This is a genomic window from Pseudomonas saudimassiliensis, from assembly GCF_000939975.1.
Classification (GTDB): domain Bacteria; phylum Pseudomonadota; class Gammaproteobacteria; order Pseudomonadales; family Pseudomonadaceae; genus Halopseudomonas; species Halopseudomonas saudimassiliensis.
This window is the reverse complement of sequence record NZ_LK391969.1, coordinates 705,106-718,704: the sequence shown is the minus strand read 5'-3', so window position 1 is coordinate 718,704 and position 13,599 is coordinate 705,106. Positions and strand designations below refer to the sequence as shown.

Annotated in this window: 10 protein-coding genes and 1 tRNA gene; 8 read left to right on the top strand and 3 right to left on the bottom strand. The window is 60.3% G+C overall.

Features of this window, described 5'->3' with window-relative positions:
- Complete coding sequence (locus tag VG99_RS03410) at window positions 1-3,231, top strand: phospholipase D-like domain-containing protein (RefSeq protein ID WP_044498324.1); 3,231 nt, start codon at window positions 1-3, stop codon at window positions 3,229-3,231.
- Window positions 3,228-4,349: a T6SS immunity protein Tli4 family protein gene (locus tag VG99_RS03405; RefSeq protein ID WP_239419793.1), complete on the top strand. Its 1,122-nt coding sequence runs from the start codon at window positions 3,228-3,230 to the stop codon at window positions 4,347-4,349. Before VG99_RS03410 ends, VG99_RS03405 begins: the two co-directional genes overlap by 4 nt.
- 95 nt (window positions 4,350-4,444) lie before the next feature.
- On the opposite strand, the gene VG99_RS03400 is transcribed toward VG99_RS03405, so the two are convergent.
- Both VG99_RS03400 and VG99_RS03395 read right to left on the bottom strand, forming a co-directional pair.
- Entirely contained in the window at window positions 4,445-4,912 is a 468-nt protein-coding gene (locus VG99_RS03400) for a peroxiredoxin (protein WP_044498323.1), read from the bottom strand.
- A gap of 18 nt (window positions 4,913-4,930) precedes the next feature.
- Window positions 4,931-5,488, bottom strand: coding sequence for a glycine cleavage system transcriptional repressor (locus VG99_RS03395; RefSeq protein ID WP_044498322.1), 558 nt, complete (start codon window positions 5,486-5,488; stop codon window positions 4,931-4,933).
- A 206-nt stretch (window positions 5,489-5,694) separates the two neighbouring features.
- Here VG99_RS03395 and dapA point away from each other — a divergent pair, with 206 nt between their 5' ends.
- The 6 genes from dapA (at window position 5,695) to VG99_RS03365 (ending at window position 12,234) form a co-directional block, all read left to right on the top strand.
- Window positions 5,695-6,570 carry a 4-hydroxy-tetrahydrodipicolinate synthase gene (gene dapA / locus VG99_RS03390; protein ID WP_044498321.1) on the top strand — a complete coding sequence of 292 codons (876 nt, stop codon included), beginning with the start codon at window positions 5,695-5,697 and terminating at the stop codon, window positions 6,568-6,570.
- A 32-nt stretch (window positions 6,571-6,602) separates the two neighbouring features.
- Window positions 6,603-7,715 (top strand): outer membrane protein assembly factor BamC, encoded by a 1,113-nt coding sequence (bamC, locus tag VG99_RS03385; RefSeq protein ID WP_044498320.1) that lies wholly within the window; start codon window positions 6,603-6,605, stop codon window positions 7,713-7,715.
- A gap of 1 nt (window position 7,716) precedes the next feature.
- The gene (locus VG99_RS03380; RefSeq protein ID WP_044498319.1) at window positions 7,717-8,514 is read left to right on the top strand and encodes an MBL fold metallo-hydrolase; all 798 of its coding nucleotides are present in this window, start codon (window positions 7,717-7,719) and stop codon (window positions 8,512-8,514) included.
- Entirely contained in the window at window positions 8,514-9,227 is a 714-nt protein-coding gene (purC, locus tag VG99_RS03375; protein WP_044498318.1) for a phosphoribosylaminoimidazolesuccinocarboxamide synthase, read from the top strand. The genes VG99_RS03380 and purC overlap by 1 nt, the downstream gene beginning before the upstream one ends.
- Before the next feature lie 44 nt (window positions 9,228-9,271).
- A tRNA-Ser gene (locus VG99_RS03370) sits at window positions 9,272-9,361 on the top strand.
- 422 nt (window positions 9,362-9,783) lie between these two features.
- Window positions 9,784-12,234 carry a mechanosensitive ion channel domain-containing protein gene (locus tag VG99_RS03365; RefSeq protein WP_239419790.1) on the top strand — a complete coding sequence of 817 codons (2,451 nt, stop codon included), beginning with the start codon at window positions 9,784-9,786 and terminating at the stop codon, window positions 12,232-12,234.
- A gap of 47 nt (window positions 12,235-12,281) precedes the next feature.
- On the opposite strand, the gene VG99_RS15450 is transcribed toward VG99_RS03365, so the two are convergent.
- Window positions 12,282-13,508: a hypothetical protein gene (locus VG99_RS15450; protein WP_052508683.1), complete on the bottom strand. Its 1,227-nt coding sequence runs from the start codon at window positions 13,506-13,508 to the stop codon at window positions 12,282-12,284.
- Window positions 13,509-13,599 lie beyond the last annotated feature (91 nt).

The window sequence follows — 13,599 nt, the reverse complement described above, 5'->3', positions numbered from 1 at the left end:
ATGACTGAAACCACCGCATACAACGGCGTTCGTGCCAAGCAAGTCAACCAGATCAATCAGCAGGATGGTGAGGCTCTTGTCGCCTATTCGGCGCCAGACTTTTTTATTCGCGACGACTCGGTATTTGCCGCCAAACGAACGGGTAACCAGGTGCAGTTCTTCACTACAGGTGAGGACTACTTCAAAGACCTGGCCGGTGCGATAGGCAACGCCGAGCGCTGCATCTTCATCACCGGTTGGCAGGTGAACTACGACGTATTGCTGGACGACACGCGCACGCTCTGGCAATGCTTGCATCAGGCACTGACCAGCAAGCCGCAACTGCGAGTGTATGTCATGCCTTGGCTGAGCCCCGGCAGCAGCGTAGGCACCTACGATATCGAAACCATGTTGGCGATATTTCAGCTGAACGCGGGACTGGAAGGTGGGCCTCGCGCATTCTGCACGCCGGCGATTCAGCAAAGTGATATGAAAGGTCTCGGTGCAACCTTTTCGCATCATCAAAAAAGTGTGGTGATCGATAACACCCTGGGGTATGTCGGCGGTATTGATTTGGCTTATGGGCGTCGAGATAACAACAACTTCAGTCTGAGCCACGCAAGCAGACGGGGTAATGACGCCTACAACCCGGGTCTACCCAAGCTCGGTTGGATGGCGCTGGATGAGCACGTCAGCCGAACCGGTCTTATCATGGCGGCACTGTTCGATCTGTCCAAACCAGCGCTGGGTGGGTCTGTTCCGATACCCTCCAAGGCTCAGGTCGGTAACAGTATCAATCATGTTTTGGATTTCTTCCGAGGCCCTCCGTTGCCTCTCATGCAGGCCATTCGGCAAGGAATGGAGAGGTTTGGCGGTACGCTGGAGCGGGGACGCAGGAGCATCGTAGAACTCAAATACCAGTTCATGGAGCGGTCCATACGCGCCACTGCTGAGCTGATACAGTTGTTGGTCGATGACTTGTCGGGGACCCCTGAATTGAAGGAGCGGCTGCGGCAATGGTTAGCCGAGCTGCAAAGCAACCCGGGTAACCTGACTGGGGCACTGCGTATCAAGAGTATCCATCTGATCAACCTGTGGATGTCGGAAACCGATATAGGGCAGATCTTCAGGCTACTGTCTGGCGCGTCATTCGATACGTTACCGGCTTATCTGGTCCCCAAGGTCAATGAGCTGGGGAGCTCGGTGCTGTGGCATCTGTACGGTCTACTGCAAGAGCAGGCGAACAGCAATCAGGCGCCTTATCCTTATCTGCTCGAGCACGCCCAACCGTTATCGTCTCCGGATAACAGCTGCCTGGCTCCGGACCAGCCACGGATGCCCTGGCAGGACGTACACTGCAGTATCATCGGCCCATCGGTATATGACCTGTCGCGTAACTTCATTGATCGGTGGAACGGTCAGCAAGCCTATCTGGCCAACACGCCGGCACCACAACATACCGCCATAGTCAGCAAGACCCTTGAAACGGTCATGACTTGGCTCAACCTATTGACCCGCAAGGCACATCTGCATCACTTCCTGGATAACGATAACTTTATCCGCCTGGACCTGAAGCAACCCACTCCAGTCTGGATTGCAGATCCACAACGCCTGCCCGCCTACCCTGAATCTATTCCCGGCGGTGTCAGCGTGCAGGTATTGCGTAGCGCTGGGGAGAGGATGCTCAGTCAGGAACAGGTCGGTCGCCGTCAGGCGTCGGTCAGTTTGCCAATACTTCCCGGGTTTGAGAGCCGTGGCATACAGGCAAACTGCAAGAGCGCCATGCTGCAGGCGATCTCCAGCGCGCAACAATTCATCTATATCGAGAATCAATTCTTTCAGACTGAGTTCGGTCGGGAAGGTGAGCTTTTTGAAGATGTTCCGCTTTCTGGTCCAATGGCGAGCCTTCGCGACCCTAAGACTCTTCGCCAGGATCTTGTGCTCCGGGTGCGTTTGCGTGAAGCCTTGGAGGCCCGGGATATCTGGCGTCTCGACTGGATAGAGATCGACGCCATCTCACGCAACGCCGATAAGGAAAGCAGCGACTTTCTCGACCAACTGTTCGGCATGTGGGGGCTCAATGCGCAAGGGTGGCTCAGCCATCGTCTGGGTGAAGTGCAACAGGGTGTGATCAACGATATCGGCAAGGCGCTGGCAGAGCGTATTGGTCGCGCTATCGACGAGCACCGGCCGTTTCATGTCTACATGATCCTGCCTGTCCATCCGGAAGGTCCGCTCAACGTGCCCAACATCATGCATCAGGTGCACCTGACCATGCAGAGCCTCGCGTTTGGGGAGCAAAGCCTGATCAAGCGAATCCAGCGCCGCATGGCCATTCGCGGGCTACTGGACCGAGGCATCAGTCGGGACGAGGCCGAGCGGATCATAGAGCGTCGCGGTTCTGACAATCGTCCGGTCTATGAACTGCAGGACTGGAGCCGCTACCTGACCCTGCTGAACCTGCGTACCTGGGACGAGTTGGACGGGCGCGTGGTTACCGAACAGATCTATGTTCACAGTAAACTGCTGATTGCCGATGACCGCGTGGCCATTCTCGGCAGCGCCAACATCAACGATCGCAGCCTGCTCGGCCCACGCGACTCCGAACTGGCGGTGATTGTACGTGACAGTACACCGGTCACGGTGAAGCTGGATGGTAAGAATCCCCAACAGGTCAGCAAGGCGGTGCATGGGTTGCGGATAGATTTGTGGAAAAAGCACTTTGGGTTGAGTTTGAATAAAGCGTCCAATGTGCAGCCGGCTATAGGGTTGCAGCGTTATCTTACCCAGCCGGCAGCGGAGGCTAGCTGGCGAGCAATGCAAGTGCGCGCGAAAAAAAATACAGAGGCGTACGAAGAGACTTTTGATTTTATCCCGCGTAATGCCAGCCAAGTTCAGCCGCACATAATGCCGAATCTGGAAGAATATCCTGAAGGCTTCCCCGCTTCCATCTGGCCAACTTGGGTTTACCGTAACCTTAGGAACCCATCAGGCGGGGGCGACCTGATTGAACCCATGCCCTACGAAAAAAGGTTTTGGAATGGGGATGCCTATCTGCCAGCCCGTGCCTACTCTGCTCCAACTGGTGTGCAGGGGTTTATTTGTCAGTTACCTATACGATGGACGCGGGGTGAAAATAACGACTCGGGCATCAACTTGGCTATCCTGGCCCAGTTTATGGAGCAACAGCAATATCATGCACTTGTCAGCAGGTCACAGGAGTCAACGGAAAGGACATCTAATAAAACATGATCAAACCTATTCTAGCGTGCCTGTTATGTTTACCGCTCGGTGTGGTATTTGCTGGTACTTCTCGGCAGGAATGCTTGGGCCGCTTGACCTTTGATGTGCCCGAAGAAATGGAGTGGGCCACCTATGATGCGGCAAGAGCATTCAAGATTTCGGCGGGAGGGGGGCATAACTTCACATCCCAAGTCACGGCGAAGGGCGACCTTACCGTTTATGATTTTCACGATACGATGGTTTACGTTAGCGATATAGTGGATCGCTCGGAATTTGAAGCTGCTGCGGGTTACCAGAAAGGTACCGGTATGCGCTATCAGAAACATTTGCGGGAACGAATTGAAACCAATAAAGGGCGTCTTGCTGAGCTTCCGGAAATGGGTTACGGCCCTGAAGTGATTGCCAAACTTGAGCAGAGCATCAAGGATCTGGAGGATCAAGCATCTCGCGCAGTTCCTATACAGCATGATCTCGGCATTCCAGACGCTTATTTCCTAGGGGGGCAATCATATCCGACTACAGGTTATCTCTACCGCAATCAACGTGTGTATTTCTTTGCCATGAACAAACCTGACAAACACTCCGCCGAGCGTTTCAAGGACGTCGTCAGCCGCTTTCGGCCCCGTGACTTATATGAAGTACCTGAAGGTCCCGGTATCTGCTTTCCCTATGGCTTTATCGCCGACGACGGCAAGACGGCCTATGCGATAAAGAACAGTCTGCGTTTTACCAGCACACCCAATGTGATATTCACTCTAGTCGCAGCCTCAGCCAATGACCCTTGGCAGACCCAACCCACCATGGGCACCTACGACACGGATTATCGACCCGGTTACGACGGCACTAAATGGAAGCTGACGCGTTTTATCGAGCCCAGTTATATCGGCGACCGCCTGGCCGGATTGGAAGGGTGGCGCCTCGACCCCAAGCCGGACTCCGGTGAGCAGGAACGGGCCTGGTTTGCCCTGGCCCACACCGGTGGTCTGCTCAATCCGTTGATTGCCGTGCAGATATTCACTTTCCAAAAAGGAGTGGACAACCTCACCGACTTCACGCCACCCCCGGAAGATGTCCTGCCGCGCTGGAAGGCGTTGAGTGGAAGTATTCGGGTGACGCTGGATAAATAATAAGCCCCAGGCACATTATCAGCGTAGTACGGAGATGAGCCCGCATTGATTGAGAATAGGCAGCCCAGCCGTGAAGGCTGCCTGTGATGAAACGCTTACGCCAGTTCGCGCGCCGCCTCGAGCACCTCGGCAACATGGCCGGGCACCTTCACCTTGCGCCACTCACGGCGCAGCACGCCTTCGCGGTCGATCAGGAAGGTGCTGCGCTCGATCCCTTCGTATTCCTTGCCGTAGAGCTTCTTCTTGCGGATCACATCGAACAGCCGGCAGAGGCTTTCATCCGGGTCGCTGATCAGCTCGAAGGGGAAGCCCTGCTTGGCGCGGAAGTTTTCGTGGGTGCGCAAGCTATCCCGGGACACGCCGAATACCAGGGTGTCGGCCGCCAGGAAGTCTTCATGCATGTCGCGAAAATCCTGGCCCTGGGTAGTGCAGCCGGGGGTGTGGTCCTTGGGATAGAAGTAGATCACCACCTTCTTGCCAGCCAGCTCGGACAGGGTGACGGTCATGCCGCTGGTGGCCGGTACGGTGAAGTCGGGCAGAGTGGAATCCAGTTTGATGCTCATTGACAACCTCGTCATCGGTCAGTGAAGGGGACGCCAGGGCTCCATCACGGCGTCCAGATTGAGTTCGTCGCAGAAATCGAGGAACTGTTCGCGCAGCCAGCTCAGCTGGGTCTTCACCGGGATGGCGATGGTCAGCGTCAGGTTCAGCATGGCCGTGCCGGTATGCTGGGCCAGGTAGGTGAAGCTGAACATCTCCTCGATGTCGATTTCCAAGTGCTGGAAGAATGCGCAGAGCTCGGCAACCAGCTCCGGCCGTTGCGCCGCGGTCACGAACACGTTGTAGGGCAGGGCCGAGGGCCGCTCTTCCAGCGCGCTGCTGCGGTACATGGACAGGGTGAAATGCTCACGCTTGGCCAGCGGCGGCAGCAGGGTTTCCAGTCTCGCCAGGGCGTCCCAGTTACCGCTGACCTGCAACAATAGCGCGGTGCAGGTGCCGTGCCGGCTCATGCGGCTGCTCACGATCAGGCAGCGCTGCTCCATGCACAGGCGAGTCAGCATGCTGGCCAGAGCGGTGGTCTGCTGCCCCATGGCATTGATCACCAGGAATTGCTCCCGGGGGCTGGGCACTGTGGACATAAAATTCCTCGAAGACTGGGTAACCTACCGGGTCGCAATCCGCTTGATGGCATTACGACAAGCTGTCTATTGTCCCCGTCTGTCGTCGGCGGTTCAACCATCAGTTTTACTGCCTCCGGCAGGCTTAACGGAGCCGCCGTCCCTTGTGCTGAATCCATGGCGAAAGTACCATTGCCGATTAACGTATACCTTGTGGAGCCCCTTGCATGATTTCAGGCAGCCTTGTAGCGCTGGTAACCCCGATGGACTCGCGTGGCAGCCTGGACTGGCAGGCGCTTGAGCGTCTCATCGACTTCCATCTGGAGCAGGGGACCGACGGCATTGTGGCAGTGGGGACCTCCGGCGAGTCCGCTACCCTTGATATGGACGAGCACAAAGAAGTCATCCGTCGCGTGGTGGACCAGGTGGCTGGGCGCATTCCGGTGATTGCCGGTACCGGCGCCAACTCCACCAGCGAAGCAGTCGAGCTGACCGAGGCGGCGCGCAGCGTGGGCGCTGATGCCTGCCTGCTGGTCACGCCCTACTACAACAAGCCGACCCAGGAAGGTCTCTACCAGCACTACAAGTTCATCGCCGAGGCGGTGGCCATCCCCCAGATTCTCTACAACGTGCCGGGGCGCACCGCCTGCGACATGCTGCCCGATACCGTGGTGCGGCTGGCCGACATCCCCAACATCATTGGTATCAAGGAAGCTACCGGCGATCTGCAGCGGGCCCGTGAGCTGGTCGAGCGCATCGGTGACCGCATGGCGATCTATTCCGGTGACGATCCGACCGCCGTGGAGCTGATCCTGCTGGGGGGCAAGGGCAATATCTCGGTGACCGCCAACGTTGCCCCCAAGGCAATGCACGATCTGTGCGCCGCAGCGCTGGCCGGTGACGCCGATACCGCGCGCCGCCTGAACGACATGCTCATGCCGTTGCACCGCAAGCTCTTTATCGAATCCAATCCGATCCCGGTGAAATGGGCTCTGCATGAAATGGGCCTGATCGCCGATGGCCTGCGCCTGCCGCTGACCAGTCTCAGCGCGGGTTGCCAGCCGGCGGTGCGTGAAGCCCTGCAGGAATGCGGCCTGTTGTGATCCCGAGGAACCATACCATCAAGGAATTCCAAATGAAGCCTGTGCTCAATGCACTGACCCTGGTAATGATCAGCGCTGGCCTGAGTGGCTGCGGCTATCTGTTCGGCGAAGATGGCTATTTCCGTGATCGTGGCTCCGACTACCGGACCGCCGTGGTCGAGCCGCGAATGACCGTGCCGTCCGACCTCGACAGCAAGCCCATCGGTGACCTGCTGCCAGTGCCTGGCCAGCGTGGCGCTGCCGTCGCCGCAGAAGGCAAGTTCGAGCTGCCGCGCCCCCAGGGGCTGGCTGTTGCCGCGGACTTCAGTGAATTTTCGATGCAGCAGAATGGCAGCGAGCGCTGGCTGCAGGCGCAGCGCGCCCCGGCTGCGCTGTGGCCGCAGGTGCGCCAGTTCCTGAGCGAGTACCGGGTGCCGGTGGCGAATGAATCCACCACCCTGGGCGAGATGGAAACCGGCTGGCTGGCATTCGATACCGATGCGGACAATCCGCTGATGCGTCGGCTGTTGCCCGCCGTGGGTGAAAACCGCCGCACCGATGGCCAGGAGCAGCGCTTCCGCATCCGGGTCGAGCCCGGTGTGCAAGCTGGCAATAGCGAAGTCAAGGTACTGCACATGCAGCGCAGCCAGGGCAGTGACCGTGCCGAGTGGCCATCCGTATCGGACAACAGCAATCTCGAGCGCGCGTTGCTCGCCGAACTGGAAACCTACCTGAGTCAGACCGATGAGCTGGATTCGGCAGCCCTGTCGAACATCGGCGAAGCGCCTGCGGCCCGCCGCAGCACGCTGGACCAGGACGGCGCTGGCAACCCGGTACTGAACATGCCTACCGACTTCAACCGCGCCTGGGCGGCGGTAGGCCAGGCCTTGGCCAAGGCCGATGTGCAGGTCAGCGATATCAACCGCAGCGCTGGGGTCTATTACGTCAACCCGGACCAGAGCGCCGGCGAGGACAAGCCGGGCTTCTTCGGTCGCCTGTTCGGCCGTGACGCCAAGCCTGAGCAGGAATCTGCTCAGCGGACCCAGGTACGGCTGACGCCCGTGGGCAATCGCATCCAGGTGACTGTGGAAGACAGCATCGACTCCAGCAGCGACTCCAGCCAGGCCAGGGAACTGCTCCGCCGGATTCACGATAACCTGAACTGACATGCGCTATTGCTCGCTCGGGAGTGGCAGTCGCGGCAACGCCACTCTGATTGAATATGGCCAGACCCGGTTGCTGGTGGATTGTGGCTTCGGCCTGCGCGCCACTGAAATACGGCTGGCCGCGGCCGGGTTGAGCGCCCATCAGCTGACGGCCATCCTGGTCACCCACGAGCATTCTGATCACATCAAGGGCGTCGCGCCCCTGGCCCAGCGTTATCGTCTGCCGGTGTACATGACGGCGGGTACCTACCTGGGCATGGACGAAACCGAGTTGCCGGTGGAACTGATCCGTTTCGGCCAGGACTTTGTCATCGGCGATATCCGGGTAACCCCGGTGCCGGTCCCCCATGACGCCCGGGAACCCTGCCAGTACATTTTCGACAGCGGCACCCACAAGCTGGGCGTGCTCACCGACACCGGTACGATCACCCCGCTGATCACTGAAATGTACAGCGGGCTGGATGCGCTGTTTCTCGAAGCCAATTATGATCCGCTGATGCTCGCCAACGGACCCTACCCGCCGTTTTTGCGGGCGCGGGTCGGCGGCCGTCTGGGCCACCTGAGCAACCAGCAGGCAGCGGGCTTGCTCGAGGCGGTGGACATGAGCGCACTGAAGCACGTCGCCATTGCCCATATCAGCGAAAAGAACAACCGACCGGAGCTTGCCCTCGGCGCGCTGTCCAGCGTACTGGATGGCTGGGACGGCGAGCTGCGGCTGGCAGTACAGAATCATGGCCTGCCCTGGCAGGACATCACAGGTTATACCCAACCTCATTTGGCGCATATCGGGAGCCGATAATGGAAAAACGCACAGAACTCTACCGGGGCAAGGCCAAGTCGGTTTACACCACCGATGATCCGGATCGGCTCATCCTGTTGTTCCGTAACGACACTTCCGCCTTCGACGGCAAGAAGATCGAGCAGCTGGACCGCAAGGGCATGGTCAATAACCGCTTCAACGCCTTCATCATGCAGAAGCTGCAGGGCGCCGGCATCCCGACCCAGTTCGACCAGCTGTTGAGCGACACCGAGTGCCTGGTCAAGAAACTCGACATGGTGCCCGTGGAATGCGTCGTGCGTAACTACGCTGCCGGCAGTCTGGTCAAGCGCCTGGGTATCGAAGAGGGCCAGGAGCTGACGCCGCCGACCTTCGAGTTGTTCCTCAAGGACGACGCCAAGGGCGACCCTTTCATCAACGAATCCCACGTGGTCACCTTCGGCTGGGCCACCGCCGAACAGCTGCAACGCATGCGCGAGCTGACCTTCAAGGTCAACGACATCCTCAAGCAGCTGTTTGACGATGCCGGCCTGCTGCTGGTGGACTTCAAGCTGGAGTTCGGCCTGTTCAAGGGCGAAGTTGTACTGGGCGACGAATTCAGCCCCGACGGCTGCCGCCTGTGGGACAAGGAAACCCGTAAGAAGATGGACAAGGACCGCTTCCGCCAGGGGCTGGGCGGCGTTATCGAAGCCTACGAAGAAGTGGCGCAACGGCTCGGTGTTCCGCTGTCTTAACGCTTTATCGGCCGCAGCGAAGCTGCTATCATGCGCGCCGACTTGGAGAGTTGCCGGAGTGGTCGAACGGGACGGATTCGAAATCCGTTGTACCCGCAAGGGTACCCAGGGTTCGAATCCCTGGCTCTCCGCCAAATAAACAAAAAACCCAGCTTCGGCTGGGTTTTTTGTTTATCAGGTGAGCCGTCGGAAAGAACCCTCGTTCGACCGGAGCCTGCGCAGCAGGCGGAGGAACGTCGGAGCGAAGCGACGACGGCCCCGAAGGGGTGAGGCGCAGAGCGCCGAATAATCCCTGGCCCTGCCAACCAAACGAAAACCCAGCTTCGGCTGGGTTTTTTGTTTATCAGGTGAGCCGTCGGAAAGAACCCTCGTTCGACTTCATTCAGCGCTCTGTCCCCCTCAGCAAGATTGGCCTGCTTTCACGAATGTAACCTGCGCAGCGTCACCCACGTCTGCCTGTGACGGCGGCAGAATCGGTACAGCCTTCAATTTTTGGCTGTTTACCCCGCGCTCACCCATACTTGACCGCGTTATTTCCGGACTTTGGACACACAACATGCTGAAAACAATGCTGCCTCGGTTGCTTGCCTTGACGTTCGCCTTGCTCTTGCTGCCGGTCACCATTGTGGGGGCGCAGTCGGTTGATAAGGTCGAGCTGGATCCGGAGCAGGCGCGGCAGGTACTCGATACGCTGCAGGACGAGAAGCGTCGTGAGGATGTGGTACGGGCGCTGGAGGTGATTGCCAGCGAGGAGCCGGTGGAGGAGGTGCCTCCGGTGGTGGAAGAATCCCCCTTGAGCACCATCGTGCCGCTGGAGGAGGGCGGGTTGGTGGCCCGTACCCTGGATCAGGTCGCTGATTGGGCGGATGGGCTGCGCGCGCAGCTGGTGCGTATTGGCCTGGCGTTGGGCGAGCTGCCGGCCTGGTTCCAGGCCACTTTCTTCAACGAGGTGGGGCGTCAACTGCTATGGCAGACGCTGGCGGACCTGGCCATCGTGTTTGGTGCCGGGTTGTGTCTGGAATGGTTGCTGCGCCGGGTGCTGCGCAAGTCGGTGCTTAGCCTGATGAGCAGCGCCAACCGGGCCGAGTCGCGGGTGGGGACGTCCTCACCCCCGGTGGAGTTGGCCGATCCCGCTGCGGTGGCGGCGCTGCGCCCGCGCGATGAGGGCACGGCGCTGGTGCCGACCCTGCGTGATGGGGTGGAGCGGGTCGAGGCAGTGCCGGTCGGGCCTTACGAGTCGGGCGCTGACATGGCACCGCCGGCCGATGACCCTGCTACGGCCGCGCCGATGCCGGTCGAGACCCAGTTGAAGGCCTTGCGCCGTCTGCCCTTTGCGATTGCCGGCTTCGTGCTGGATCTCCTGCCCCTGGGATTGTTCTTCGGCATTGCGGCGCTGGTATTGCAGCTGCTGCCCGGGTGGGATCCGCGTACCCATATGGTGACCCGTGAATTCATCTATGCCTATGTGATCACCCGCGTGGTCATGGCCGTGGTGCGGCTGTTGCTGTCACCCGCGGATGCCAGCCTGCGCATAGTGCAGTGGGGCGATGTTGCCGCCGAGGAGATTCACCGCTGGACGCGGCGACTGGTCATACTCGCCACCTTTGGCGTAGCGACCGGTAACGCGCTCGGTATTCTGGGTACGGGGACCGAGGCCCAGCTGGTCGTGGTCAAGACGACGTCGCTGCTGGTGCATCTGAACCTGTTGTTCCTGGTGTTCCGGTTCCGCCAGTCAGTGGCGTTGTGGATTGCCGGGCCGGCCGACCGGCAGGGTGCCATGCACGCGCTGCGACACTGGCTCGCCAGCGTGTGGCCAGTGCTGATGACGGTGCTGATCCTCGGTGGCTGGTTCGTCTGGGCGCTGCGGATCGAGGATGGCTTTACCAAGCTGCTCGAGTTCATTGGCATCTCGGCGGCGATTATCGTGCTGGGGCGCCTGGCTGCGGTGTTGGCCCTGGGCGTCCTGGGGCGGCTGGCTGGCATCAGCGAGGATCCGGACCTGCCGCAGTCGCCCGGGCGCACCCGCCTGGGTAGCCAGCTTGCCCAGCGGTATTATCCGCTGCTGCGTGGCCTGGTTACGCTGGTGGTCACGGTGGCCACCCTGGTGGCACTGCTGCAGGCCTGGGGGCTGGACGCCCTGCAATGGTTTGCTGCCGATACCATTGGTCGCAGCCTGGCCTCGGCATTCGTGACTATAGTAATCGCCGTGGCGCTGGCCCTGGCGGTCTGGCAAGGGGCCAATGCATCGATCGAAAGCCGTATCCTCCGCTGGCGGGAGCAGGGCGATATGCTGCGCGCTGCGCGCCTCAATACGCTGCTGCCGATGCTGCGTGCCGGCCTGTTCATCATTATTGCGTTGATCGTGGGCCTGACCACCCTGAACCAGATCGGCGTCAACACCACGCCGTTGATCGCCGGGGCCAGTATCATTGGCGTGGCTGTCGGCTTTGGTTCGCAGAAGCTGGTCCAGGACTTTATCACCGGGATCTTCCTGCTGATGGAGAACGCCATGCAGGTAGGCGACTCGGTGACCGTCGCGGGGGTGTCGGGTACCGTGGAGAATCTGTCGATCCGCACCGTGCGGCTGCGGGCAAGCGATGGCTCCCTGCATATCGTCCCGTTCAGCTCGGTGACCACGGTCAATAACGCCCACCGTGGTCTGGGCAACGCGGCGGTGCGCATCAGCGTCAGCTACGACACTGACATCAACCAGGCCATCGCCGAGCTCAAGGCGATTGGCGCGGCGATGCGCAACGATCCTGCCTACGCGCCGCAGATCCTGGCGGATATCGAGATCTGGGGTGTGGATGCGGTGGATGGCTCCATGGTGACCCTGGCCGGCCAGATGCGCTGCATCGACAAGGGGCGCTGGGGCGTGCAACGGGAAATCAACCGGCGCATCCTGGAGCGCTTCCGCGAGCTGGGCATCCACATTGCCGACCCGCGTGAACGCCCGCTGGTGTCCGCGTCCCCGTCGACTCTTGCGGCAGGGGGCGACGGCGTCTGAAGGTCCAGGGTGGCTCGTCCACCCGGTGCCCTGGATAAATGTGACCACTAACTGACTCGCGGTGCCCTGACCGGCACTGCCAACCCCGCCAGGTCGATACCCCATACCCTTTTGCAAACCTTGATAAAGCCCAGCAGAAACAGGATGGGCAGCAGCATGGTTTTCAGGGTGAACAACACCATGACCGTGATGATGGGCTCGACCATGTTCTCGAAGGTCTGCGTCAGCTGGCGATAGGTATCCAGATCCGTCAGTCGCGCCAGCTTGTCTCCCATTCCGGTTACCCCCTTGCCGACCGAACTCCAGAACCCGGGTGCGTTATCCGCCTGCGCCATGGCGCTGCGCTCCTGGGCGAGGGCGGCGAGTTGGCGGTCCACTGCGTCCCGTTCGTTGTGCCTGGCTGCCAATTGTTCTTCGATCCGCTCCATGCGTGCCAGGGCGAGGTGGTGAGCTTCGCTTCTCCCCAGCGGATTGAGGCGCTGAATGGCGGACAGATCGCGGGTGATCTGGTCCACGACACGCCTGGCCTCGGCCAGCTCACCTGCTGCGGCGCGGGCTTCGCTATCCAGCCGTTCCCGTGTTTGCGTGAGGGATTGTTCGCGGGCGTCGAATTCAGCCTCCGCTGATTGCCGTAATTCCTGGAGCGCCGGATCCGGTACGGCGGCGTCACCACCCTGCTGCTGTAGCAGGTCGAGGCTACCGGGCAGGTCGTTGAGCAGCTTGACGTCCTGGCGCGTCTGTTCGGCCAGGAACAACTGGTCCACTGCACCGTTGAGCAGCACCACCAGCACCAGGGCAAACCGCAGGAACACCATGAACACGAAGGTTTTCAACATGGTCGCGGCCAACCGGGGCCGGTCCAGGTAACTGCTGACAACCAGGCCAACCCCGGCCAGGGTGATCGCCAGTTTGAAGGCGAGCTCGCTGACAATGGCCAGCAGTATCTTCTGCAGGATCAGGGAGGCCACGGCCATCTGCATCAGGCCGGCGAATTGCTCGATCATGTCATTGATCGGGTCCAGCGCCTGGCCGGGGCCGAAGCTGGCGATGGCCGCGCTGATTTCAATGGATTGCAGGGTAGAAATCACTGCGTTCAGGGCCCGGGCCACGGCGAAGGCGACCGAGGCCTGGATCAGCGCGCCGTCCAGGTAATCCGCCGAGAGTCGGTCGAGCGTCCCCAGCCACGACAGCGATACCATCAGCACCACACCCAGAAGCAGGAATAATCGGGCCCGGCTCGGGCGGGCACCGGTGACAGCGTATGTAGGGTCCATTGCGTCCGATCCTTGCTCGAAGTGGCCAGGCAGGCAGAGTAACCCAGGCACCACTGCCGAGCCAGAGCGCACCAAAGCGGACCTCGGATCA

Bases quoted from the DNA above. Each gene is read 5' to 3' on its own strand.
- VG99_RS03410 (WP_044498324.1), top strand. From the start codon at position 1: ATGACTGAAACCACCGCATACAACGGCGTTCGTGCCAAGCAAGTCAAC.
- VG99_RS03405 (WP_239419793.1), top strand. From the start codon at position 3,228: ATGATCAAACCTATTCTAGCGTGCCTGTTATGTTTACCGCTCGGTGTG.
- VG99_RS03400 (WP_044498323.1), bottom strand. From the start codon at position 4,912: ATGAGCATCAAACTGGATTCCACTCTGCCCGACTTCACCGTACCGGCC.
- VG99_RS03395 (WP_044498322.1), bottom strand. From the start codon at position 5,488: ATGTCCACAGTGCCCAGCCCCCGGGAGCAATTCCTGGTGATCAATGCC.
- dapA (WP_044498321.1), top strand. From the start codon at position 5,695: ATGATTTCAGGCAGCCTTGTAGCGCTGGTAACCCCGATGGACTCGCGT.
- bamC (WP_044498320.1), top strand. From the start codon at position 6,603: ATGAAGCCTGTGCTCAATGCACTGACCCTGGTAATGATCAGCGCTGGC.
- VG99_RS03380 (WP_044498319.1), top strand. From the start codon at position 7,717: ATGCGCTATTGCTCGCTCGGGAGTGGCAGTCGCGGCAACGCCACTCTG.
- purC (WP_044498318.1), top strand. From the start codon at position 8,514: ATGGAAAAACGCACAGAACTCTACCGGGGCAAGGCCAAGTCGGTTTAC.
- VG99_RS03365 (WP_239419790.1), top strand. From the start codon at position 9,784: ATGCTGAAAACAATGCTGCCTCGGTTGCTTGCCTTGACGTTCGCCTTG.
- VG99_RS15450 (WP_052508683.1), bottom strand. From the start codon at position 13,508: ATGGACCCTACATACGCTGTCACCGGTGCCCGCCCGAGCCGGGCCCGA.